19 protein-coding genes are annotated in these 23212 nt (G+C 63.5%); 2 read left to right on the top strand and 17 right to left on the bottom strand.

What is annotated here, in order from left to right; genetic code table 11:
• The 13 genes from purF to leuC all read right to left on the bottom strand — a co-directional run bounded on the left by purF (position 1) and on the right by leuC (position 15708).
• The gene (gene purF, locus L9B60_RS20890) at positions 1 to 1506 is read right to left on the bottom strand and encodes an amidophosphoribosyltransferase (RefSeq protein ID WP_249672771.1); all 1506 of its coding nucleotides are present in this window, start codon (positions 1504 to 1506) and stop codon (positions 1 to 3) included.
• Between the two features lie 40 nt (positions 1507 to 1546).
• Positions 1547 to 2107 (bottom strand): CvpA family protein, encoded by a 561-nt coding sequence (locus tag L9B60_RS20885; RefSeq protein WP_249672768.1) that lies wholly within the window; start codon positions 2105 to 2107, stop codon positions 1547 to 1549.
• Positions 2108 to 2204: 97 nt separating this feature from the next.
• Positions 2205 to 2858: an SPOR domain-containing protein gene (locus L9B60_RS20880; RefSeq protein WP_249672766.1), complete on the bottom strand. Its 654-nt coding sequence runs from the start codon at positions 2856 to 2858 to the stop codon at positions 2205 to 2207.
• Positions 2842 to 4149 carry a bifunctional tetrahydrofolate synthase/dihydrofolate synthase gene (folC, locus tag L9B60_RS20875; RefSeq protein ID WP_249672764.1) on the bottom strand — a complete coding sequence of 436 codons (1308 nt, stop codon included), beginning with the start codon at positions 4147 to 4149 and terminating at the stop codon, positions 2842 to 2844. The genes L9B60_RS20880 and folC overlap by 17 nt, the downstream gene beginning before the upstream one ends.
• The gene (accD, locus tag L9B60_RS20870) at positions 4146 to 5066 is read right to left on the bottom strand and encodes an acetyl-CoA carboxylase, carboxyltransferase subunit beta (RefSeq protein WP_249672763.1); all 921 of its coding nucleotides are present in this window, start codon (positions 5064 to 5066) and stop codon (positions 4146 to 4148) included. The genes folC and accD overlap by 4 nt, the downstream gene beginning before the upstream one ends.
• 203 nt (positions 5067 to 5269) lie before the next feature.
• The gene (locus L9B60_RS20865) at positions 5270 to 5890 is read right to left on the bottom strand and encodes a phosphoribosylanthranilate isomerase (RefSeq protein ID WP_249672762.1); all 621 of its coding nucleotides are present in this window, start codon (positions 5888 to 5890) and stop codon (positions 5270 to 5272) included.
• 61 nt (positions 5891 to 5951) lie between these two features.
• A complete protein-coding gene (gene truA / locus L9B60_RS20860) occupies positions 5952 to 6776 on the bottom strand; it encodes a tRNA pseudouridine(38-40) synthase TruA (protein ID WP_249679845.1) in 825 nt (274 codons plus the stop codon).
• 146 nt (positions 6777 to 6922) lie between these two features.
• Complete coding sequence (locus tag L9B60_RS20855) at positions 6923 to 9550, bottom strand: motility hub landmark protein FimV (RefSeq protein ID WP_249672761.1); 2628 nt, start codon at positions 9548 to 9550, stop codon at positions 6923 to 6925.
• A gap of 97 nt (positions 9551 to 9647) precedes the next feature.
• Positions 9648 to 10649: an aspartate-semialdehyde dehydrogenase gene (locus L9B60_RS20850; protein WP_249672760.1), complete on the bottom strand. Its 1002-nt coding sequence runs from the start codon at positions 10647 to 10649 to the stop codon at positions 9648 to 9650.
• A gap of 643 nt (positions 10650 to 11292) precedes the next feature.
• Complete coding sequence (gene asd / locus L9B60_RS20845; RefSeq protein ID WP_249672759.1) at positions 11293 to 12405, bottom strand: aspartate-semialdehyde dehydrogenase; 1113 nt, start codon at positions 12403 to 12405, stop codon at positions 11293 to 11295.
• Positions 12406 to 12462: 57 nt separating this feature from the next.
• Complete coding sequence (gene leuB, locus L9B60_RS20840; RefSeq protein WP_249672758.1) at positions 12463 to 13545, bottom strand: 3-isopropylmalate dehydrogenase; 1083 nt, start codon at positions 13543 to 13545, stop codon at positions 12463 to 12465.
• Between the two features lie 88 nt (positions 13546 to 13633).
• A complete protein-coding gene (leuD, locus tag L9B60_RS20835) occupies positions 13634 to 14278 on the bottom strand; it encodes a 3-isopropylmalate dehydratase small subunit (protein WP_249672757.1) in 645 nt (214 codons plus the stop codon).
• Complete coding sequence (gene leuC / locus L9B60_RS20830; RefSeq protein ID WP_249672755.1) at positions 14275 to 15708, bottom strand: 3-isopropylmalate dehydratase large subunit; 1434 nt, start codon at positions 15706 to 15708, stop codon at positions 14275 to 14277. The genes leuD and leuC overlap by 4 nt, the downstream gene beginning before the upstream one ends.
• A gap of 152 nt (positions 15709 to 15860) precedes the next feature.
• Between leuC and L9B60_RS20825 the strand changes: the two genes are divergently transcribed.
• Positions 15861 to 16733, top strand: a complete 873-nt coding sequence (locus tag L9B60_RS20825; protein WP_249672753.1) for a LysR family transcriptional regulator — start codon at positions 15861 to 15863, stop codon at positions 16731 to 16733.
• A gap of 75 nt (positions 16734 to 16808) precedes the next feature.
• Positions 16809 to 20108, top strand: a complete 3300-nt coding sequence (locus L9B60_RS20820) for a PAS domain S-box protein (RefSeq protein ID WP_249672750.1) — start codon at positions 16809 to 16811, stop codon at positions 20106 to 20108.
• 105 nt (positions 20109 to 20213) lie between these two features.
• On the opposite strand, the gene L9B60_RS20815 is transcribed toward L9B60_RS20820, so the two are convergent.
• The 4 genes from L9B60_RS20815 to L9B60_RS20800 are packed head-to-tail and all read right to left on the bottom strand — an operon-like array spanning position 20214 to position 23087.
• The gene (locus tag L9B60_RS20815) at positions 20214 to 21173 is read right to left on the bottom strand and encodes a tRNA dihydrouridine synthase (protein ID WP_249672748.1); all 960 of its coding nucleotides are present in this window, start codon (positions 21171 to 21173) and stop codon (positions 20214 to 20216) included.
• Between the two features lie 35 nt (positions 21174 to 21208).
• Positions 21209 to 21643, bottom strand: coding sequence for an acyl-CoA thioesterase (locus L9B60_RS20810; protein ID WP_249672747.1), 435 nt, complete (start codon positions 21641 to 21643; stop codon positions 21209 to 21211).
• A 46-nt stretch (positions 21644 to 21689) separates the two neighbouring features.
• A complete protein-coding gene (locus L9B60_RS20805) occupies positions 21690 to 22523 on the bottom strand; it encodes an alpha/beta hydrolase (protein ID WP_249672746.1) in 834 nt (277 codons plus the stop codon).
• Between the two features lie 24 nt (positions 22524 to 22547).
• Positions 22548 to 23087, bottom strand: coding sequence for a TetR/AcrR family transcriptional regulator (locus tag L9B60_RS20800; RefSeq protein ID WP_249672745.1), 540 nt, complete (start codon positions 23085 to 23087; stop codon positions 22548 to 22550).
• Positions 23088 to 23212: the final 125 nt, after the last annotated feature.

Below are 23212 nucleotides of genomic sequence, written 5' to 3'. Positions count from 1 at the left end.
TCAGTTGTTGTACAGATCGATAATCGCGCTGACCGCCTGGGTCTTGACCTTGGAGGCGTCGTTGCGCGCCTGTTCGATCCTGTGCAGGTAAGTGGCGTCGATGTCGCCAGTCACGTACTTGCCGTCGAACACCGCGCAGTCGAAGCTTTCGATCTTGACCTTGCCGCCACCGACCGCATCGATCAAGTCCGGCAGGTCCTGGTAGATCAGCCAGTCGGCGCCGATCAGGTCGGCCACGTCCTGGGTGCTGCGGTTGTGTGCGATCAGCTCGTGGGCGCTCGGCATGTCGATGCCGTAGACGTTCGGGTAGCGAACGGCCGGGGCCGCCGAGCAAAAGTAGACGTTCTTGGCGCCGGCTTCACGGGCCATCTGGATGATCTGCTTGCAAGTGGTGCCGCGCACGATCGAGTCGTCGACCAGCATGACGTTCTTGCCGCGAAATTCCAGCTCGATGGCGTTGAGCTTCTGGCGCACCGACTTTTTACGGGCGGCCTGGCCGGGCATGATGAAGGTACGGCCGATGTAGCGGTTCTTGACGAAGCCTTCGCGGAACTTGACGCCCAGGTGGTTCGCCAGCTCCAGGGCCGCAGTGCGGCTGGTGTCCGGGATCGGGATGACCACGTCGATGTCGTGGTCCGGGCGCTCGCGCAGGATCTTGTCGGCCAGCTTCTCGCCCATGCGCAGGCGCGCCTTGTACACCGAGATGCCGTCGATGATCGAATCCGGACGCGCCAGGTAGACGTGTTCGAAGATGCACGGGTTGTATTGCGGGTTGGTCGCGCACTGACGGGTGTGCAGCTTGCCGTCTTCAGTGATGTAGACCGCTTCGCCCGGCGCCAAATCGCGAATCAGGGTGAAACCCAGCACGTCCAGGGACACGCTTTCGGAGGCGATCATGTATTCCACGCCTTCGTCGGTGTGGCGCTGGCCGAAGACGATCGGGCGGATCGCGTTCGGGTCGCGGAAACCGACGATGCCGTAACCGGTGATCATCGCCACTACCGCGTAACCACCGCGGCAACGGTTGTGCACGTCGGTGACGGCGGCGAATACGTCTTCCTCGGTAGGCTGCAGCTTGCCGCGCACCGCCAGCTCATGGGCGAAGACGTTGAGCAGCACTTCCGAGTCGGAATTGGTGTTGACGTGGCGCAGGTCTGACTCGTAGATCTCCTTGGCCAGCTGCTCGACGTTGGTCAAGTTGCCGTTGTGGGCCAGGGTGATGCCGTAAGGCGAGTTGACGTAGAACGGCTGCGCCTCGGCCGAGGTCGAGCTGCCTGCGGTTGGGTAGCGCACGTGGCCGATACCCATGTGGCCGACCAGGCGCTGCATATGGCGCTGCTGGAAGACGTCACGCACCAACCCGTTGTCCTTGCGCAGGAATAACCGCCCATCATGGCTGGTTACAATACCGGCGGCGTCCTGGCCGCGGTGCTGGAGGACGGTGAGCGCGTCATACAGCGCCTGATTGACGTTCGACTTGCCGACGATACCGACGATGCCACACATGCGACACAACCCCTACTTAATGAATCTGTACTGAACAGCCTTACTGCCCCTTGGCGGCGGCAGGAAAGAGCTGCTCCTTGAACGGAATGTCAGCCGGTGCGCTGATTCCGCTGGCTAGCCACTGACTGGACATCCCCAGAATGAGGTTCTTCGACCAGTCGGCAACCAATAGAAATTGCGGCAGCAACCTTGATTGCTGCCACCATGGATCCTGTTGTACCGGCCCCAGGCTCAACAGCCCGACGGCCACCACGACCAGCAGGCCACCGCGCGCCGCGCCAAAGGCCATGCCCAGAAAACGATCGGTCCCGGAAAGCCCGGTGACGCGAATCAGTTCGCCTATAAGAAAATTGACCATCGCGCCGACCAGCAGCGTGGCGACGAACAGAATGGCGCAACCCGCGATCACACGGGCCGAAGGCGTCTGAATGTAGCCTTCCAGGTATTGGGACAATGCGCCTCCGAACATCCAGGCGACCGCACCGGCTACGATCCAGGTGAGCAGCGACAAGGCTTCCTTGACGAAGCCGCGCTTCAAGCTGATCAAAGCGGAGATGGCGACTATTGCTAGTATCGCCCAGTCAACCCAGGTAAATGCCACGGTGCAGCCTGCAGACGGATAAGGCGGCGCATTTTAACAGAGCGGTGGCTCGCCGGTAAGCGGCGATTGCCCGTGCTTTTAGATTAAACCCATCGCTTTAGCCACGCTCGGGCTGAAAACGCACCACGAAACCTTTCATGTTCTGCTGGCGGCTGAGGGTATCGCGCAGGCGGTCGGCCTCGGCACGTTCGATCAGCGGCCCGACGAACACCCGGTTCATGCCATCGGCAGAGCGCACATAGGCATTGTAGCCCTGGGTACGCAGGCTTTTTTGCAGCGCATCGGCGCTGGCACGGTTGGACAGGCTGGCCAGTTGCACCGACCAACTGACCGGCAGGCCATTAGGGTCGACCTTGGCGGGCGCTGCCGGTGCTGGCTGCACCGGCGCGGCCGGCTTGGCAGCGGCCACCGGAGCCTGGGCAGGCGCCGGCTTGGCAGGCGCGACAGGCTTGCTGGCCGGCGCAGGCGGGGCCGGCGCAACCGGCTGGCTCGGCGCCTGGGGCGGCTGTTGCTGGGCCACCTCCTCATCAGTGGGCACCGGCTCTTGCAGGGCCTGGGGCTGCGGCACTTCGACCGGCTCGACCTTGACCTGCTGCATCACCGGCGCCGCCGGCGCATCAGGCGCATCGACGCGTACCTGGCGCAGTTCATCTTGCCGGGAAAACAGCATCGGCAAAAAGATCACCGCCAGGGCGATCAACACCAGTGCACCGACCATCCGCTGCTTGAACACTTTATCCAGCAAAGCCATGTGCAGCTTCCTCCTTGGCGTGCTGCGACAGCCATTCCAGGGCCTCGCCGACACAGAAAAATGATCCGAACAGCAGAATTTCGTCCTCGGCCGTCGCCTGGTCGCACTGCCCTTCCAACGCCAGGGCGACACTGCCATAGGACGCTACCGACGCCCCAAGGTTCTCAAGCTCGGCCTGCAATTGTGCAACAGGGCGTGTACGCGGGGTATCCAGGGGCGTAACCGCCCACTGCGCGACCAGGTCGGCCAGGGGCGCAACCACGCCGGGCAGGTCTTTGTCGGCAAGCAGGCCGAACACCGCCAGGCGCTTGCCGGCCGGTGGCTGGCTGGCCAGGCGCTTGGCCAGAAACTGAGCGGCATGGGGGTTGTGGCCCACGTCCAGCATCAAGTTCAAGCGCTTGCCCTTCCAGACCAGGCTACGGCGGTCCAGGCGACCGGTGATATGCGCGGCACGCAAGGCCGACTGCACCTGCCCTGCCTCCCAGGGCAAATCCATCAAGGCATAGGCCTGCAGCGCCAGGGCGGCGTTTTCCATCGGCAGGTTCAGCAACGGCATCGGCCCCAGCTCGAGTACCTGGCCATTGCCGTCGAGACCGCGCCACGTCCAATCGCTGGCACTGATGCGCAGGTCATAGTCCCGACCCCGCAGGTAGAACGGGCAATCCAGCTCGCGCACCTTGTCGAGCAGGGTGTGCGGTGGGTCTTGGTCCCCGCACAGGGCGGGCGTGCCGGCACGGAAGATCCCGGCCTTCTCATAACCCACCGACTCGCGGGTATCGCCCAGGTAATCGGCGTGATCCAGGCCTACGCTGGTGACCAGCGCCAGGTCCGGATCAATGATATTGACCGTGTCCAGGCGCCCGCCCAGGCCCACTTCCAGCACCACCGCATCGAGCTGGCAGCGCTCGAACAGCCAGAACGCCGCCAGGGTGCCCATTTCGAAGTAGGTCAGGGAAATATCGCCGCGCGCCGCTTCAAGGGCGGCGAAGGCGTCGCACAGTTGCTGGTCGCTGGCTTCGACGCCATCGATCAGCACCCGCTCGTTGTAGCGAATGAGGTGCGGCGAGCTGTACACGCCGACTTTGAGCCCCTGCTGCTTGAGCAGCGAGGCGACAAAGGCGCACGTGGAGCCCTTGCCGTTGGTACCGGTCACGGTAATCACCCGAGGCGCCAGCTTGCCCAGCTTGAGCCGGGCCGCTACCTGTTGCGAGCGCGCCAGGCCCATGTCGATGGCTACCGGGTGCAACTGCTCGAGGTAGGCGAGCCACTCGCCAAGGGTGCGTGCGGTCATATCGTGGCTGGCGCCGGCGGTACCACGATCGGTTCGATCGGGGTGGCGACGAAGGTCGGCGTCGGCAGGTTCATGAACTGAGCCAGCAGGCTGCCCAGGCGCGGGCGCAGCTCTTGGCGCGGGATGATCAGGTCGATGGCGCCGTGCTCGATCAGGAACTCGCTGCGCTGGAAGCCTTCTGGCAGCTTCTCGCGCACGGTCTGCTCGATCACGCGCGGGCCGGCAAAGCCGATCAGCGCTTTTGGCTCGGCGACGATCACGTCACCCAGCATCGCGAGGCTGGCCGATACACCGCCGTACACCGGGTCGGTCAATACCGAGATAAACGGCAGGCCCTCTTCGCGCAGGCGTGCCAGCACGGCGGAGGTCTTGGCCATCTGCATCAGCGAGATCAGCGCTTCCTGCATGCGTGCACCACCGGAGGCGGCGAAGCAGATCATCGGGCAACGGTTTTCCAGGGCATAGTTGGCCGCGCGCACGAAGCGCTCGCCGACAATGGCACCCATGGAACCGCCCATGAAGCTGAATTCGAAGGCGCTGCACACCACGGGCATGCCCAGCAGGGTACCGCTCATGGAGATCAGCGCGTCTTTCTCGCCGGTCTGCTTCTGCGCGCCTACCAGGCGGTCCTTGTACTTCTTGCCGTCGCGAAATTTCAGACGGTCGACCGGCTCCAGGTCCGCGCCCAGTTCGGCCCGGCCTTCGGCGTCCAGGAAGATGTCCAGGCGCGCACGTGCGCCGATGCGCATGTGGTGGTTGCATTTCGGGCAGACGTCCAGGGTCTTTTCCAGCTCCGGACGGTACAGCACGGCCTCGCACGATGGGCATTTGTGCCACAGGCCTTCAGGGACCGAGCTTTTCTTCACCTCGGAACGCATGATCGAAGGGATCAGTTTGTCTACCAACCAGTTGCTCATGCTTTCTTTCTCCAGTACCGGGGACCGCACGCGTTAGCCATGACGTATCCCGTGTATGCCCTTGAGCTCAATTCATGATCAGACGGGGAACTGCACCCTGGGTGCGCTCGCGCCATCTTCAATTTTTACGGATGCCCGGCCCGTGGCCGCCATCACGCTGCAAAAGTTATGGACGGTGGCCGATTGCCAACCGTCACATCGATTCACGCTCCTCGCACCGCGGCCATGAAGGCCTCGACCTTGCCGTGATCCTTGATGCCCTTCTGCGCCTCGACGCCGCCGCTCACATCCACAGCGTAGGGCCGCACTCGCCGGATGGCCTGGGCCACGTTATCGGCCGACAGCCCACCGGCCAGGATGATTGGCTTGCTCAGGTGCGCCGGGATCAGCGCCCAGTCGAAGGCCTCGCCGGTACCGCCTGGAATGCCCGCCACGTAGGCGTCCAGCAAAATTCCACTGGCCTTGTGGTAGGCCCTGCACGCGGCTTCCAGGTCATCGCCGGGGCGTACCCGCAGCGCCTTGATCCAGGGCCGGTGGTACCCGTCACAGTCCGCCGGGGTTTCGGCCCCATGAAACTGCAGCAGGTCCAGCGGCACCACTTCGAGGATCTCGGTCAGTTCGCAACGGCTGACATCGACGAACAAGCCCACGGTGGTGATGAACGGCGGCAGCTGGGCAATGATCGCCCGCGCCTGCTCGGCCGTGACCGCCCGTGGGCTTTTGGCGTAAAACACGAAGCCGATCGCGTCGGCACCCGCCTCGACCGCGGCCAGCGCATCTTCAATGCGGGTAATTCCGCAGATTTTGCTGCGAACGGCTGACATGGGTGGAAAACCTCGAGCGGGGCACGAAAGACCCGGATGTTAGCAAATGCCACCGGCAACGTCAGCCCGGCAGTGTGTCAAAGCCCGTCAGGAAGTGCGGACCGATGTAGCGCTCGGGCAACGGGAACTCGTCACGGTACTCCACTTGCACCAGGTACAGGCCGAAAGGGTGGGCCGTGACCCCACCCGTGCGGCGTATGCGGCTTTCCAGCACTTCCTTGGCCCAGGCTGGCTCGCGCTCACCGGCACCGATGGTCATTAGCACGCCGGCGATGTTGCGCACCATGTGGTGCAGGAAAGCGTTGGCGCGGATATCCAGCACGATCATCTTGCCGTGCTGGCTAACCCGCAAGTGATGGAGTTGCTTGATCGGCGACTTGGCCTGGCACTGCCCAGCGCGAAAGGCACTGAAGTCGTGGGTGCCGACCAGGTGCGCGGCGGCCTCGGCCATGCGTTGCACGTCCAGCGGGCGATGGTTCCAGGTGATCTCCTCGCCCAGGTGCGCGGGGCGGATCTGGTCGTTGTAGATCACGTAGCGGTAACGCCGGGCGATGGCCTTGAAGCGCGCGTGAAAGTTGGGCGGCATGACCTTGGCCCAGGTGACGCTGACGTCGTGGGGCAAGTTGATATTGGCGCCCATGACCCAGGCTTTCATGCTGCGCTCGGCCCGGGTGTCAAAATGTACCACTTGCCCGCAGGCGTGCACGCCGGCATCGGTACGCCCGGCGCACATCAGCGACACAGGCGAGTCGGCGACCTTGGACAGGGCCTTTTCCAGGGTCTCTTGCACGGTGGTCACGCCGCTGGCCTGGCGCTGCCAGCCGCGGTAGCGCGAGCCTTTGTATTCCACGCCCAGGGCGATGCGGTAAAAGCCATCGGCCGCCACTTCGGCCGCCGATTGTTCAATGATTTCCAAGTCTGTCCAGCCTGTCGATAAGCGCAATGGCGGGCATTATACGGGTGCCGCCGGCAGAAACGACAACGGCAGCCTTGGGGGCTGCCGTTGTGGCGATCAATGGAGCGTTGAAAACATCAGACCAGGCGCGAGAGCATTTCCTCGGCTTCGCCACGCTGGCCTTCGCTGCCTTCCTTGAGCACCTCGTCGAGAATGTCCCGAGCACCGTCATGGTCGCCCATGTCGATATAGGCCCGCGCCAGGTCCAACTTGGTCGCGGTCTCGTCGGTGCCGGCCAGGTAGTCGAACTCCAGTTCGTCATCCAGGTCATGCAGATTGTCCAGGGCATCGGGCTTACTGAACGGCTCGTCGATGGCCGGGCGTTCGAGGTCCTTGGACAGGGCATCGAGCTCGGCGCTCACGTCGTCGCGCTCGGTGGCGAGCTTGTCGGGCGTGGCGTCCATTTCCTCGGCCAGGGACAGGTCGAAGTCTTCCGGCAGCTCCAGCTCGTCGATGGCCTGCGGTGCCTTTAACGGCTCGTCCAGCTCCGGAACATCGTCCAGTTCCGCCAGTTGTGCATCCAGCTCTGCATCGCTCAAGGCCGGGGTTTGGTCGGCACCGATGTCCAGGTCGAAGTCGGCCAGGTCATCGACCGGCTCGGCCTGGGCAGCCTGTTCCTTCAAGATGGCATCGAAGTCCAGGTCGTCCGGGGCCTTGGGCGCGTCCAGTTCAAGGTCATCGGCAAAGTCGGCGACGTTCAGCTCGGGCTCCGCGACACTGAGGTCGTCGGCGTCAAGGTCGTCATCGTCCAGGCTCAGGTCAAAATCGCTGTCGAACGAGTCCAGTGGGTCGGCAGCGCCCGGCTCATCGTTGAGCAGGTCCTTGACGTACTGGGCATCCAGTTCGGCTGCCAGCGCCGCGGCACCGGCGGCGGCCACGGCCACGCCGATCATTGCCGGGTAACGGCTTTTCAGGTCTTCGACGTCCGCGTGGTTCTGGCCGTTGGCGACCAGTTGGCGCTCCTGGGCGACGAAGGCATCGCGGTCGCCCTGCCGTGCATAGACTTCCATCAGCTTCAGGCGCAGGTCGCTGCGCTGTGGCTCGCGGGCCACGGCGGCTTCCAGCAGGTCGTCGGCCTCATTCAGATGGCCCTCGGCAATGGCCTTGTCGGCCTGGCCGATAACACCCACTTCTTCGGCCGCCGGGCGCAGCGCCGGGGTTGGGATCACCGTCGAAGGCGGCGCCTGCACCACCTGGGCCGGCACTTCTTCAGCCGCCGTGGCTGCGGCTGCGGAGGCGGCGACCATGGCCGGTGCCAGCTTGACGTTCGGCGCCGGGGTGCCCAGGCCTTCGAAGCTGTCCTGTGGCAGGTCCAGGTCTTCCTTGAAGTCGGTTTCCTCGGCCAGGGCACGCGCCATGCGCATGTGTTTTTCCGCTTCCAGTTGCGCCTTGCGTCGACGGGCCAACAACAGCAGCAACAGCAGGAAGATGACGATGGCAGCGCCGGCCAACAGGCTCAGTAACAGCGGGCTGGCCAGCAGTTTTTCGATGGCACCCGGCGACTGATCGGCCGTCGCTGGCGCGACAGGCTCGGTGGTGACCGGCGCGGGCGCCGGGGCCGCGACGTCGGCAGGTGGGGTAACCGGCGTTGCCGCAGACTCTGGCGTAGCCGGGGCCAATTGCGCATTGATTGGCGCATCGGCAACCGGTGGCACCGGCGCAGGGGTGGCGGCGCCGTCGGTGGCCCCCGCCGCTTCCAGTTTGGCCAGTTGATCGTTTTTCAACTGGATCAGCTTTTGCAGTTTATCGAGCTGGCTTTGCAGGTCGCCCATGCGGTCTTTCAACTCGGCATTGTCACGCTTGGTGGTGTCGAGTTTTTCCTGGGCCACGGCCAGCTTTTCACCGGCCTTGCCCTTGCCGGCACCGGCGCTGCCAGCCACCAGGCTGAGCTTGTCCTGGTTGTCGGTTTGCGCAGGCGCCAGCCCAGGGCCGGCCTTGCGAGTGGCGTCCAACTGCTGGGCACGCGGGCCCAGGCGGCGGCCTTCACGCCAGGCGGCGTTCTGCCGGGCCACTTCGGCGATCGCCTGGGGCTGAGCCAGCGCGGTGCTTTGGGTGACGTCCGGCAGGCGCAACACCTGGCCGACCTTCAGCAGGTTGATGTTGCCATCGATGAACGCATCCGGGTTGAGGGCCTGGATGGCCAGCATGGTTTGCTGCACCGTGGCACCTTGCTGCTGGTTTTTCTGGGCGATTTCCCACAGCGTGTCACGCTTGCTGGTGGTGAACTGCCCAGCCGCCGCGGCATTCGGCGCGGTCACGGCCGGCGTGGCGCCGCCCTTGGCCGCTTGCGCCGCCTGCGGGGAGAATTTGGAGGGGTCGAGCAACACGCTGTAGTCGCGCATCAGGCGACCGCTGGGGTACTGCACCTGCACCAGGAACTTGACCAGGGGCTCGGTAAGCGGCTGGCTGGAGGTTACCCGGATGATGCTCTTGCCGCCGGCGTTGATCACCGGGGTAAAGGTCAGGTCGGTCAGGAAAGGCTTGCGCTGCACCCCAGCCTTAGTGAACTCGTCGCTGGTTGCCAGGCTCGGCTTGATCTCGGCGGCGGTCAGGTCACGCACGTCGAGTAGCTCGATTTCAGCCACCAGGGGCTGGTTCGCCGCCGACTTGAGGGTCACTTCCCCCAGGTCGAGGGCACGCGCCATACCGGATGACAGCGCCGTGGCGGCGGCTATTGCTAACACCAGTTTGCGAACTTGAACCATGGCCTAATCCTTGTTTGAACATTCCTCGGCAAGCGAGAAGAAGCCTGGCCGTCAGGGCCAGACTAGAAACATTATGCAAATTGTTGCCAAGTATCTTTTACACAAGGTCTTTTATCAACAATTCAGCCAACTGCACAGCGTTCAACGCCGCGCCCTTGCGCACGTTATCGACTGTAGCCCAGAGGTTGAGTTCGCACGCATCATCAATTCCTGTGCGTACGCGACCAACATAGACCACATCCTGGCCCACTGCGTCACCGACCGGGGTCGGATAATCACCTGCCTCGACCAGCTCGATGCTTTCTGCGCCTTCCAGGGCGGCACTCACGGCGGCCAGGTCGACGGCACGGCTGCTGTGCAACGCTACAGTGAAGCTATCGCCAAAAAACACCGGAGCTTGAACGCAAGTCACGGAAATCTTTAATAAAGGTAGCCCAAGTAATTCGCGAAGCTCGCTGACCAGGCGTCGTTCCAGCGGAACATGGCCCTGGGCGTCGGGCTTACCGACCTGAGCCAGCAGGTTGAACGCCATCTGGCGATCAAAAAAACCGGTTTCCAGAGGGCGTACGTTAAGCAGCTCGGCGGTTTGCCGCGCCAGCTCGCTGACCGCTTCACGGCCCTGGGCCGACACGGCCAGGCACGCGGTCACGCTGACCTGTTGCAGGTCCAGGTGGGCGCGCAACGGCGCCAGTACCACGGCCAGGGCGGCGGCGCTGGAACTTGGGCTGCCGACCTGCACTGGCGCCTTCAGGCCAGCCAGTACCTGGGCGTTGGCTTCAGGCACCACCTGCGGCACGGTCAATGCACCCGACAGATCGATCAACGTGCACCCGGCGGCACTGGCGCGCGGGGCAAAGCTTAAGCTGACCGCAGGGCCGGCAGCGAAAAACACCAGCTTGACCTGGGCGAAGTCGAATTTTTCCACCTCGCGCACCCGCACGTTCTTGCCGCGAAACGGCACCGAGGCACCGGCCGATTCCAGGCTGGCGAGCAGATGCAGGTTGCCCACCGGGAAATTGCGCTCTTCGAGGATCTGCACCAGGGTTTCGCCAACGGTGCCGGTGGCGCCCACGATGGCGATATCGAAAGACTGGGTCATGGAACACTCCTCAAGAGGGGGAAACAGGGGGGCGGCACTGTACTGGATCAGCGCACTTTAGTGTAGGAGCGGATTTATCCGCGAAGGCCGCGATGCGGTATGCCTGATGTACCGCGGCGGCCTTTTCGCGGATGAATCCGCTCCTACCGACCGCATTATCCCGTAGGAGCGGATTTATCCGCGAAGGCCGCGATGCGGTATGCCTGATGAACCGCGCCGGCCTTTTCGCGGATGAATCCGCTCCTACCGACCGCGGTATCCCGTAGGAGCGGATTTATCCGCGAAGGCCGCGACGCGGCATGCCTGATGCACCGCGGCGGCCTTTTCGCGGATGAATCCGCTCCTACCGACCGCGGTATCCCGTAGGAGCGGATTTATCCGCGAAGGCCGCGACGCGGTATGTCTGATGTACCGCGGCGGCCTTTTCGCGGATGAATCCGCTCCTACCGACCGCAGTATCCCGTAGGAGCGGATTTATCCGCGAAGGCCGCGACGCGGTATGTCTGATGCACCGCGGCGGCCTTTTCGCGGATGAATCCGCTCCTACAGGCAAGGCTGGGGATCCGGAAAAATCATGACACGCAGATGAAAAAACCCGCGCCATGTTCACCAGGGCGCGGGTTTGTTTACAGCACCAAAGCGATCAACGCTCCAGCAGGATCCGCAGCATGCGGCGCAGCGGTTCAGCGGCACCCCACAGCAGTTGGTCGCCCACGGTGAAGGCACCGAGGTATTGCGAACCCATGTTCAGCTTGCGCAGGCGGCCAACCGGCACGTTCAAGGTACCCGTGACGTTGGTCGGGCTGAGCTCGTGCATGCTCGCTTCACGGGTGTTCGGCACCAGTTTCACCCAAGGGTTGTGCTGGCTGATCATGCCTTCGATGTCGGCGATTGGCACATCTTTGTTCAGTTTGATGGTCAGCGCCTGGCTGTGGCAGCGCATGGCGCCGATACGCACGCAGATGCCGTCGACCGGGATCGGGCTTTTGAAGCGACCCAGGATCTTGTTGGTCTCGGCCTGGGCCTTCCATTCTTCGCGGCTCTGGCCGTTAGGCAGTTCCTTGTCGATGTACGGGATCAGGCTGCCCGCCAACGGCACACCAAAGTTCTCGGTGGGGTAGGCTTCGCTGCGCATGGCTTCGGCCACGCGACGGTCGATGTCCAGGATCGCGCTGGCCGGATTGGCCAGGTCGTCCGCGACAGCGGCGTGGGTGGCGCCCATCTGCTTGATCAGTTCACGCATGTTCTGCGCGCCGGCACCCGAGGCCGCCTGGTAGGTCATGGCGCTCATCCATTCCACCAGGCCCGCTTCGAACAGGCCACCCAGGCCCATCAGCATCAGGCTGACGGTGCAGTTGCCGCCGATGTAGTTCTTGGTACCCGCGTCCAACTGCTGGTCGATCACCTTGCGGTTGACCGGGTCCAGCACGATCACCGCGTCATCCTGCATGCGCAAGCTGGAGGCGGCGTCGATCCAGTAACCCTGCCAGCCGGCTTCGCGCAGCTTGGGGAAAACCTCGCTGGTGTAGTCGCCACCCTGGCAGGTCAGAATCACATCGAGGGTTTTCAGCTCTTCAATGCTGTAGGCATCCTTCAGGGGCGCAATATCCTTGCCCACTGCCGGGCCTTGCCCGCCGACATTCGAAGTGGTGAAAAACACCGGCTCGATAAGGTCGAAGTCCTGCTCTTCCAGCATCCGCTGCATGAGCACGGAACCGACCATACCGCGCCAACCGATCAGACCTACACGTTTCATCGCAACTACACCTTTGACAAAAAAGTGGGCCGCTACTGCTGTAGCGGGCCCAAGAGATTACAGATTCTGCAGCGCGGCGACTACTGCGTCGCCCATTTCCTGCGTACCGACCTTGGCACAACCGGCCGACCAGATGTCGCCGGTGCGCAAGCCCTGGTCCAGAACCAGGCTGACCGCCTTCTCGATGGCGTCTGCGGCGGCCACCTGGTTGAAGGTGTAACGCAGCATCATCGATACCGACAGGATAGTCGCCAACGGGTTGGCAATGCCCTGCCCGGCGATGTCCGGTGCCGAACCGTGGCACGGCTCGTACATGCCTTTGTTCTGGGTGTCCAGGGACGCCGAGGGCAGCATGCCGATGGAACCGGTGAGCATGGAAGCCTGATCCGACAGAATGTCACCGAACATGTTATCGGTGACGATCACGTCGAACTGCTTGGGTGCACGCACCAGTTGCATGGCGCAGTTGTCCACGTACATGTGGCTCAACTCGACGTCCGGGTAATCCTTGGCCACTTCCTCGACCACTTCACGCCACAGTTGGCTGGAAGCCAGCACGTTGGCCTTGTCCACCGAGCAGAGCTTCTTGCCGCGCACGCGGGCCATGTCGAAACCGACACGGGCGATACGGCGGATTTCGCTCTCGCTGTACGGCAGGGTGTCGTAGGACTGACGCTCGCCGTTTTCCAATACGCGGCTGCCGCGCGGGGCACCGAAGTAAATACCGCCGGTCAGCTCGCGAACGATGAGCAGGTCCAGGCCCGAGACGAATTCAGGCTTGAGGCTGGAAGCGTCGGCCAGTTGCGGGTACAGGATCGCCGGGCGCAGGTTGCCGAACAGGCTCAGTTGCGCGCGGATTTTCAGCAGGCCGCGCTCAGGGCGGATGTCACGCTCGATCTTGTCCCACTTCGGGCCGCCCACGGCGCCCAGCAGCACGGCATCGGCCTTGCGCGCCAGTTCCAGGGTCTCGTCGGCCAGGGGCACGCCGTGCTTGTCGATGGCGGCGCCGCCGATCACGTCGTGCTGCAGTTCGAAGCCCAGGCTGAACTTGTCGTTGGCCAATTCCAGCACCTTGACCGCCTCGGCCATGATTTCCGGGCCAATGCCGTCGCCTGGGAGAATCAGAATCTGCTTGCTCATGCTTTCCTCGTTTCACTCATGATCGCGGGTGGCCGGTTCGCGGATAAATCCGCTCCTACGGGAACCGGCCGGCGGTGTTTCCAATAATTTACGCGTCGCGAAACAACCAAGGCTGGCTGACGCGGTGTTTGGCTTCGAACGTGGCGATCGAGTCGCCGTCCTGCAAGGTCAGGCCAATGTCATCCAGGCCGTTGAGCAGGCAGTGTTTGCGGAACTCGTCGATCTCGAAGCTGTAGACCTTGCCGTCAGGCCGGGTCACGGTTTGCGCGGCCAGGTCGACGGTCAACTGGTAACCAGGCTCGGCTTCGACCTGCTTGAACAACTCATCCACGTGCGCGTCGCTGAGGATAATCGGCAGCAGGCCGTTCTTGAAGCTGTTGTTGAAGAAGATATCGGCGTAGCTCGGCGCGATGATCGTGCGGAAACCGTACTCTTCCAGCGCCCACGGCGCGTGCTCACGGCTGGAGCCGCACCCGAAGTTCTCGCGGGCCAGCAACACGCTGGCGCCTTGGTAACGCTCGTGGTTGAGCACGAAGTCCTTGTTCAGCGGGCGCCTGGAATTGTCCTGGTAAGGCTGGCCCACGTCCAGGTAGCGCCACTCGTCGAACAGGTTGGGGCCAAAGCCGGTGCGCTTGATCGATTTCAAGAACTGCTTGGGGATGATCTGGTCGGTGTCGACGTTGGCGCGATCCAAGGGCGCGACCAGGCCCTGATGCTGGGTAAAGGCTTTCATGCTGCGCTCCCTTGGGTCAATTCACGCACGTCGATAAAGCGGCCGGTCACGGCAGCAGCGGCGGCCATGGCCGGGCTGACCAGGTGGGTACGCCCACCGGCGCCCTGACGGCCTTCGAAGTTGCGGTTGGAGGTGGACGCACAATGCTCGCCCGACTCCAGGCGGTCGGGGTTCATGGCCAGGCACATGGAGCAGCCAGGCTCACGCCATTCGAAACCCGCCTCGATGAAAATCTTGTCCAGGCCTTCTTTCTCGGCCTGCGCCTTGACCAGGCCCGAGCCCGGTACCACGATGGCTTGCTTGATGGTGCTGGCTACCTTGCGGCCCTGGGCTACCACGGCCGCGGCGCGCAGGTCTTCGATGCGCGAGTTGGTGCAGGAGCCGATGAACACGCGGTCAAGCTGGATATCGGTGATCGCCTGGTTGGCGCTCAGGCCCATGTACTTGAGGGCGCGCTCGATGGAGCCACGCTTGACCAGGTCGGCCTCTTTGGCCGGGTCCGGCACATTCTGGTCCACGGCCAATACCATTTCCGGCGAGGTGCCCCAGCTCACTTGCGGCTTGATCTGCGCGGCGTCGAGTTCGACCACGGTGTCGAAGCTGGCGTCGGCGTCCGACACCAGGTCTTTCCAGGCCTCGACGGCCAACGCCCACTCGGCGCCTTTGGGGGCGAACGGACGACCTTCCACGTAAGCCACGGTTTTCTCATCTGCCGCCACCAAGCCCACGCGCGCGCCGGCTTCGATGGACATGTTGCAAATGGTCATGCGGCCTTCCACGGACAGGTCGCGAATGGCGCTGCCGGCGAATTCGATGGCGTGGCCGTTACCGCCGGCGGTGCCGATCTTGCCAATCACGGCCAGCACGATGTCCTTGGCGGTCACGCCGAACGGCAAGGTGCCTTCGACGCTGACCAGCATGTTTTTCATTTTCTTGGCCACCAGGCACTGGGTCGCGAGCACGTGCTCCACTTCCGAGGTACCGATGCCGTGGGCCAGTGCACCGAAGGCGCCGTGGGTGGACGTGTGCGAGTCACCGCACACCACGGTCATGCCGGGCAAGGTGGCGCCCTGCTCCGGGCCGATCACGTGGACGATGCCTTGGCGCACGTCGTTCATCTTGAATTCGGTGATGCCGTATTCATCGCAGTTGTCGTCCAGGGTCTGCACCTGCAGGCGCGAGACTTGGTCGGCGATGGCCTCGATGCCGCCCTTGCGCTCCGGGGTGGTCGGTACGTTGTGGTCCGGGGTCGCGATGTTGGCATCGATGCGCCAAGGCTTGCGCCCGGCCAGGCGCAGGCCTTCGAAGGCTTGCGGCGAAGTCACTTCGTGGATGATGTGACGATCGATGTAGATCAGCGCCGAACCATCGTCGCGCTGCTTGACCAAATGCGAATCCCAGAGCTTGTCGTAGAGCGTTTTGCCGGCCATCAGACGTTTCCTCATCACTGTCTTTCTATGCCCAGGTGGCGTTGACCGGTGGTCAATGGCCCCGTGGCTTGTGGGGGTGATGCTATGGGGTTACATTGAATAACTCAAATTCATATTTTTTATGCTTTGGATAACCAACAGGAATCTGAACAATGGACCTGGCGAATCTCAACGCCTTTATCGCCATCGCCGAGAGCGGCAGCTTCTCGGGCGCTGGGGAACGGCTGCACCTGACCCAGCCGGCCATCAGCAAACGCATCGCCGGGCTTGAGCAGCAACTGAACATGCGCCTGTTCGACCGGCTGGGCCGCGAGGTCAGCCTGACCGAGGCCGGGCGCGCCTTGCTGCCACGGGCCTACCAGATCCTGAACGTGCTGGACGACACCCGCCGGGCGCTGACCAATCTCAATGGCGAGGTCACCGGGCGCCTTACCTTGGCCACCAGCCATCACATCGGCCTGCATCGCCTGCCACCTATTTTGCGCGCTTTTACCCGGCAATACCCCAAGGTGGCGCTGGATATTCAGTTTCTCGATTCGGAAATCGCCTACGAAGAGATCCTCCATGGCCGTGCCGAACTTGCAGTGATTACCCTGGCACCCGAGCCCCACGGCCTGGTGAGGGCAATGCCGGTGTGGAAAGACCCACTGGATTTCGTGGTGGCCCCGGAGCACCCTTTGGCGACCAACGGTGCGGTGACCCTGGCCGATATCGCCCATCACCCGGCGGTTTTCCCCGGTGGCAATACCTTTACCCACCATATCGTGCGACGGCTGTTCGAAGCCCAGGGGCTGACGGCCAACATCGCCATGAGCACTAACTACATGGAAACCATCAAGATGATGGTGTCCATCGGCCTTGCCTGGAGCGTGCTGCCGCGCACGATGCTCGATGAACAGGTGACAAGCCTGCCATTACCGGGCATTGAGCTCAGTCGCCAGCTAGGCTACATCGTGCACACCGAACGAACACTCTCCAACGCCGCCCGCGCGTTCATGGCCTTGCTGGACGCGCAGGCCAGCTGAATCGGCCTTTTCAGCGGCAGGTTCGCGAAAAAGATCTACCTTAAGGAAGCGCCATTGCCCAAAGGTCTGGTTCCAATGCCCAAATCAGCTAATCGCTTCCCGCGCCTGCCGCGCATCCATGCGGCAGACCCACAGGAATCGGAGCAAACCTGGGAAAGCGCGCCGCAGCTGTTGGCCGCGCTCAACGGCGCGCACCTGGGTGCCTGGCTCTGGGACATCGAGACCGGCCAGATCAGCTGGTCACGGGGCACCCAGGCGCTGTTCGGCTTCGACCCGCAGGCGCCGCTGCCCAACGACGTGGAATACCTGGACTTGCTACCCCAGGAGGACCGCAATCGAACCCTGCAGGCGTTCCAGGCGGTGTTGCGCGGCGAGCCGATCGAAAAGGCCATGCGCCACCGCATCATCTGGCCCGACGGCAGCCTGCACTGGCTGGAAATCAACGGCAGCCTGGTCAAGGGCAAACTCGGCAACCCGCAGATGGTCGGGGTGATTCGCGAAATCACCCGCCAGCGGGAACGGGAAAGCGCGCTGATCAACTCCGAAAAGCGCTTTGCCACGCTGTTCCACCTAAGCCCCAACGTGATCCTGCTGACCCGGCGCAGCGACGGGCTGATCTATGAGGTCAACCAGCACTTCGAGAAGATCCTCGGCTGGGCAGGCCACCAAATCATTAACAAGACCACCTTGGAACTGGGCATGTGGGCGCGCCCGGAGCAGCGCCTGCAAATGCTGCAAGCCACCCGCGAAACCAATGAGCCGATCAACCTGGAGGTGCAATTGCGCGCCAGCAGCGGGCAGATCCATGACGGCATCCTCTGCACGCAGAACATCGAACTGGACGGCGGCACCTACCTGCTCAGCACCTTCATCGACACCAGCGAGCGCAAACGCGCCGAGCAAGCATTGATCGACAGCCAGGAGCGCCTGGACCTGGCCCTGGACTCGGCGCAACTGGGCACATGGGACTGGCACATCCCCAGCGGCATGCTCTATGGCTCGGCCCGCGCGGCGCAGTTGCACGGGCTGGACCCGGTGCCCTTCCACGAAGCCTTCGAAGCGTTTTTCGAGGGCGTGCCCGAGGACGAGCGCAACGGCATGCGCCAAGCCTACCGCAGCCTTCGCGAAGGCCCGGCGGGCAACTACCAGATCACCTATCGCATTCAGTTGCCCAGCGGCGCCTCGCGCTACATCGAAAGCCGTGCGCGCCTGTACCGCGACGACAATGGCCAACCCCTGCGCATGGCCGGCACCCTGCTGGACATCACCGAGCAGGTCGAACGCGAGCAACGCCTGAGCAGCTCCGAGGAAAAATTCGCCAGCCTGTTCCAGGCCAGCACCGACCCGATCTGCGTGACCCGCCAGCGCGACGGCGAATTTATCGAGATCAACCCCGCCTTTACCCAGGTATTTGGCTGGAGTGCCAGTGAAATCATGGGTAAAAGCGCTGAAGACGTTGGCTTTTGGGCGGACTCGGCGACGCGCCTGCAACGCATTGGCCAAGTAATCCGTGACCGCGCCTTGAACAACGTCGCCGTGCTGGTGCAACACAAGGGCGGCCAAAGCCTGACGTGCCTGATTTCCAGCCGCACCATCACCGTGGACGGCGAGGCCTGCGCGGTGACCACCCTGCGCGACATCACCCAGCAGCAACGCGCCGAGGCGGCACTGAAAGCCAGCGAAGAGAAATTCGCCAAGGCGTTCCACTCAAGCCCCGACGCCATCATCATCACCGAGCGCGACAGCGGCCGCTACCTGGAGGTCAACCACGGTTTTTGCAAGCTGTCCGGCTACAGCGCCAGCGAAGTGGTGGGGCGCACCATCGATGACATCGGCATCTGGGCCGATGAAAAACAGCGCGCCCTGCTGCTGAACGAATTGCAGGAAAACGGCCGGGTCAATCACCGTGAGATGCTGGGGCGCAACAAGGCCGGCGAGTTGGTGACCGTCGAGGTGTCGGTGGAGCCCATCACCCTCAACGAAGCCGCCTGCCTGCTGCTGACCGCCCGCGACGTGAGCCAGTTGAAAAACGCCCAGGCGCAGATCCGCCACCTGGCCTACCACGACCCCCTGACCAACCTGCCTAACCGCGCCCTGCTGATGGACCGCCTGAGCCAGCAGATCGCCCTGCTCAAGCGCCACAACCTGCGCGGCGCCCTGCTGTTCCTTGACCTGGACCACTTCAAGCACATCAACGACTCGCTGGGCCACCCGGTGGGCGACACGGTGCTGAAGATCATCACCGCTCGCCTCGAAGCCAGCGTGCGCCTGGAAGACACCGTGGCGCGGCTGGGCGGCGACGAATTCGTGGTGCTGCTCAGCGGCCTGGAGGGCACCCGCGGGCAAGTCACGGAAAAAGTGCGCGAACTGGCCGACACACTGCGCGAACTGCTGGCCGAACCCATGTCTTTGGATGGGCAGCGCCTGCAAGTAACGCCGAGCATCGGCATCGCGCTGATCCCCGACCATGGCTCGACTCCGGCCGACCTGCTAAAGCGCGCCGACATCGCCCTTTACCGGGCCAAGGACTCGGGGCGCAATACCACGCAAATGTTCCACAACACCATGCAGAAGGCTGCCAGCGAACGCCTGCGCATGGAAAACGACCTGCGCTCGGCGGTGATTCGTGGCGAACTGAGCCTGCACTTCCAGCCCCAGGTGGACGCCCGCGAGGACCGCATTGTCGGCGCCGAAGTGCTGCTGCGCTGGCACCACCCGATCCTCGGCCAGCAATCGCCGGCGCAGTTCATTCAGGTGCTGGAGGAAAGCGGGCTGATCCTGGAAGTGGGCAGTTGGATCCTCGACGAGGCCTGCAAGGCCTGCGCGCAACTGCTCAAGGAGGGCCTGATAGATGCCACTGATTTTGCCCTGTGCGTAAACATCAGCCCGCGCCAGTTCCGCCAGAACGATTTCGTGCAACGGGTGGAGCGCAGCCTCAAGCAGAACAACCTGCCGTTTACCCTGCTGAAACTGGAGATCACCGAAGGCATCGTGATCCAGAACCTGGAAGACACCATCGGCAAGATGCGCAGCCTGAAGAAGCTAGGCGTGAGTTTTGCCATGGATGACTTCGGTACCGGTTACTCCTCGCTCACCTACCTCAAACGCTTGCCGGTGGATGCGCTGAAGATCGACCAGTCGTTCGTGCGCGACGCCACCCACGATCCCAACGACGCGGAAATCATCCGCGCCATCGTCGCCATGGCCCGCAGCCTGGACTTAACGGTGATTGCCGAGGGCGTGGAGTTGTCCGAGCAGCTGGAGTTTCTTGAGCGCCTGGGCTGCCACCTCTATCAGGGCTACCTGCACAGCCGGCCGTTACCGCTAAGCGAGTTCCGGCAGATGTTGATCGATGAGGCGCCGCGCCTGGGCTGAATGCTTGCGATGGGGCTGTCGAGGATAATCCTGCACGGCGCGCTGACATTGGCGGCCAAGGCCGCGAATAGAGAGCGCAATACACCTCTAGACCACTACGGTTTATCAGGCCGCCTCGCTCTGCACCACACCCAACAACTGCCCCACCCGCTCACAATCGGTCTCGCGGCGCAAAATGGTGAACATCGCCACCGCCTCGGGGTAGGTGCGGGTCAGCATCGCCATCCACTGCTTCAGCCGCCCCGGCGCCTGGCGCGGGGTCAGGTCGACCACGGCCTGGCGCCAAAACGACTGGATCAGCGGCATCAACTCGGCCCAGGTCATGTCCGGCAACTCGATACCGGCCGCAGCCGCCGCTATTTGCCGGGCCAGGTCTGGCCGCGAGCACAGGCCGCGGCCGAGCATGATGTCCTTGACCCCGCTGACTTCGCGGCAACGGCGCCAGTCGTCGACGGTCCAGACTTCGCCGTTGGCGAACACCGGCACCTTGACCACTTCCTGCACCCGCGCCACGTACTCCCAATGCGCCGGCGGCTTGTAGCCGTCGACCTTGGTACGCGCGTGCACCACGATCTGCTCGGCGCCACCGTCGGCCAGGGCCATGGCGCACACCAGCGCACCGTCGGGGCTGTCGAAGCCCAGGCGCATCTTGGCGGTGACCGGGATGTGCGCGGGCACCGACTTGCGCACCTCGCGGACGATGTCGTGCAGCAACTCAGGCTCTTTGAGCAGCACCGCACCGCCGCGCGAGCGGTTGACGGTTTTGGCCGGACAGCCGAAGTTCAAATCGATCACCGGCGCACCCAGGGTGCAGGCATAGGCGGCGTTGTCGGCCAGGCAGGCAGGGTCGGAGCCGAGCAACTGAACGCGCAGCGGCGTGCCGGCGGCCGTGGCGGCACCGTGCTTGAGCTCTGGCGCCATCTTGTGGAACACCGCCGCAGGCAGCATCTGGTCGTTGATCCGAATGAATTCGGTCACGCACCAGTCGATGCCGCCGACCTGGGTCAGCACGTCACGCAGGATGTTGTCGACCAACCCCTCCATGGGTGCCAGAGCGATTTGCATGGTTAAGTCTCGAGCGAAAAAAGGCCGGCAGTGTATCAGACCGCGTGCAACGCCGGCCCGTAGCCCTGGAGAAACTCCACCGGCATGCGCTTGGGCTTGCCACTGGACAGCTCGATGCAAACAAACGAGGTGTGCGCGCGCAGCAAGGTGGCGCCGTCACGCGGGCGCACCAACTGGAAACGCCGGGTCATCTTCAGCCGCTGGTCGGAGTCGACGATCCAGGTGGCCAGTTGCAGTTCGTCGTCTTCGTAGGCACTGGCCAGGTAGTCGATCTCGTGCCGCACCACGGCCATGGCCCGGTCCAGGCGCCGGTATTCGGCCAGGTCCAGGCCCAGGCGCTGGGAATGGCGCCAGGCGCACCGCTCGAGCCAGGTGACATACACCGCATTGTTGGCGTGCCCCAATCCATCGATGTCTTCGGCCGCGACCTTAAGGTCGATGACGAATGGCGTTGCCAGATCCCAGTTCATGCGCGCACTCACGAAAGCCTTAGTGTGGCGCCAGTGTAACGGAACCTCAGGCGGTTTGCCGCGCCTGCCGGCCACTGCGTTCAAGCAGGCCGAGTACCGCCTCGATCACCTGCGGATCGGCCAACAGGCGCTGGTGGCCGCCCTGGGGCAAGGTCAACAGGCGGCTGTCGAACCAGGCATCGTGGATCAGTAACGCTTCACTGGCGTCGACCACATGATCGTCGGCGGCGTGCACCACCAAACCCGGCATGTCGAGGTGGTAACGACCCACGTCCAGGTGCGCCGCCGGCATGCCGACGTCCCGCTCCACCTGGGCAATGAACGCCGAACGCGCCTTGGGCGGCAGGCCGACCCGCTGGGCAAAGCCACGCAACACAGCCAACACCCGGGCGGGGGCCGAGATACTGACCATGACCTCGCACCGCAACCCCCATTGGCTGGCCAGCAAGGCTGCGGCACCGCCCATGGAGTGGCCGATGACCGCTTGCAACCGCGGCAATTCGCCAGCCGCCTCCAGCAACGCCTGGGCAAACAGCACCACGTGCGCCTTGTGCCCCCGTGAGCGACCATGGCCTGGGCCGTCCAGCGCCATGACCGTGTAGCCGGCGCTGACCAGCGCCTCGATCATGGCCGCGAACTGCGTGGGGCGCCCTTCCCAACCGTGCATCAACAGTACCGCCGGGCCCTGCCCCCAGCGCAGCGCCGAAAGCCCGAAGCGCAGCGTTACGCGCTCGGCTTTTGCCAGCACGGCCAGCTCCCACTCACGGGGCGGCAGCGTGCGCGGGGTCATGAACGCCTGGTGCATGTTGCGCGCCACATGGGTTGGCGCCAGCCGGCCCAGGGTGCCATTGATGCCACGTATCCAGTTCAAGGTGCTCATGTGCCTATCTCCCACCAGAAACGATCAGACCACCGCCGCTTTGGCGGCCTGCAGTACTCGGTCAGACAACTCACCGGTGCCCAGCGCCTTGGCCAGGGCAAGGGCGCCGACCATCAGGGCGATGTCGGCGAGGGCCTTGTCACCCTCCTGCGGGCTGTCCACCAATTGCGTCATCAGTAGCTCAATGTGTTCGACCAGCGCCTGGTGAAAAGCCTCGGGCAGGCGTGACAATTCACCCAAGGAGGTCGGCAAGGGGCAGCCAGAGTCGGTGGCATCACGATGCTTGCGCGACAGGTAATAGCGCGCCATCAGTTGGCGCCGCTCTTGAGCCTTGAGCGCCGGGTCGACGGCCTCCAGCAAGTTGCGCCGCTGCCCCAGCAACTGCCTGAACGCTTCGAGCATCAAGGCGTCCTTGTTCTCGAAATGCGAATAAAAGCCGCCCACGGTCAACCCGGCGGCACCCATCACGTCATTGACGCTGGGGTCCAGCGGGCCACGCTGGATGACCGCGGCGCGAGCGGCTTGCAGAATCCTGTCGCGGGTCTGGGCTTTTTTATCGAGCATGGCGACCTCCAAATATTATGGAAGTAATATTATGCTGGTAATATTTTTCTGCAAGGGTTGAGGCTTGCCGTTGGTCGGCGGGTGCATGAGGAGGGGGATTTGCAAGGACAGGCATTTTAGCAAAC

The sequence above is a fragment of the Pseudomonas abieticivorans genome (genome assembly GCF_023509015.1).
Taxonomy (GTDB): Bacteria; Pseudomonadota; Gammaproteobacteria; order Pseudomonadales; family Pseudomonadaceae; genus Aquipseudomonas; species Aquipseudomonas abieticivorans.
The sequence above is the reverse complement of the archived record's forward strand: the minus strand, read 5'-3'. Positions and strand labels throughout refer to the sequence as shown.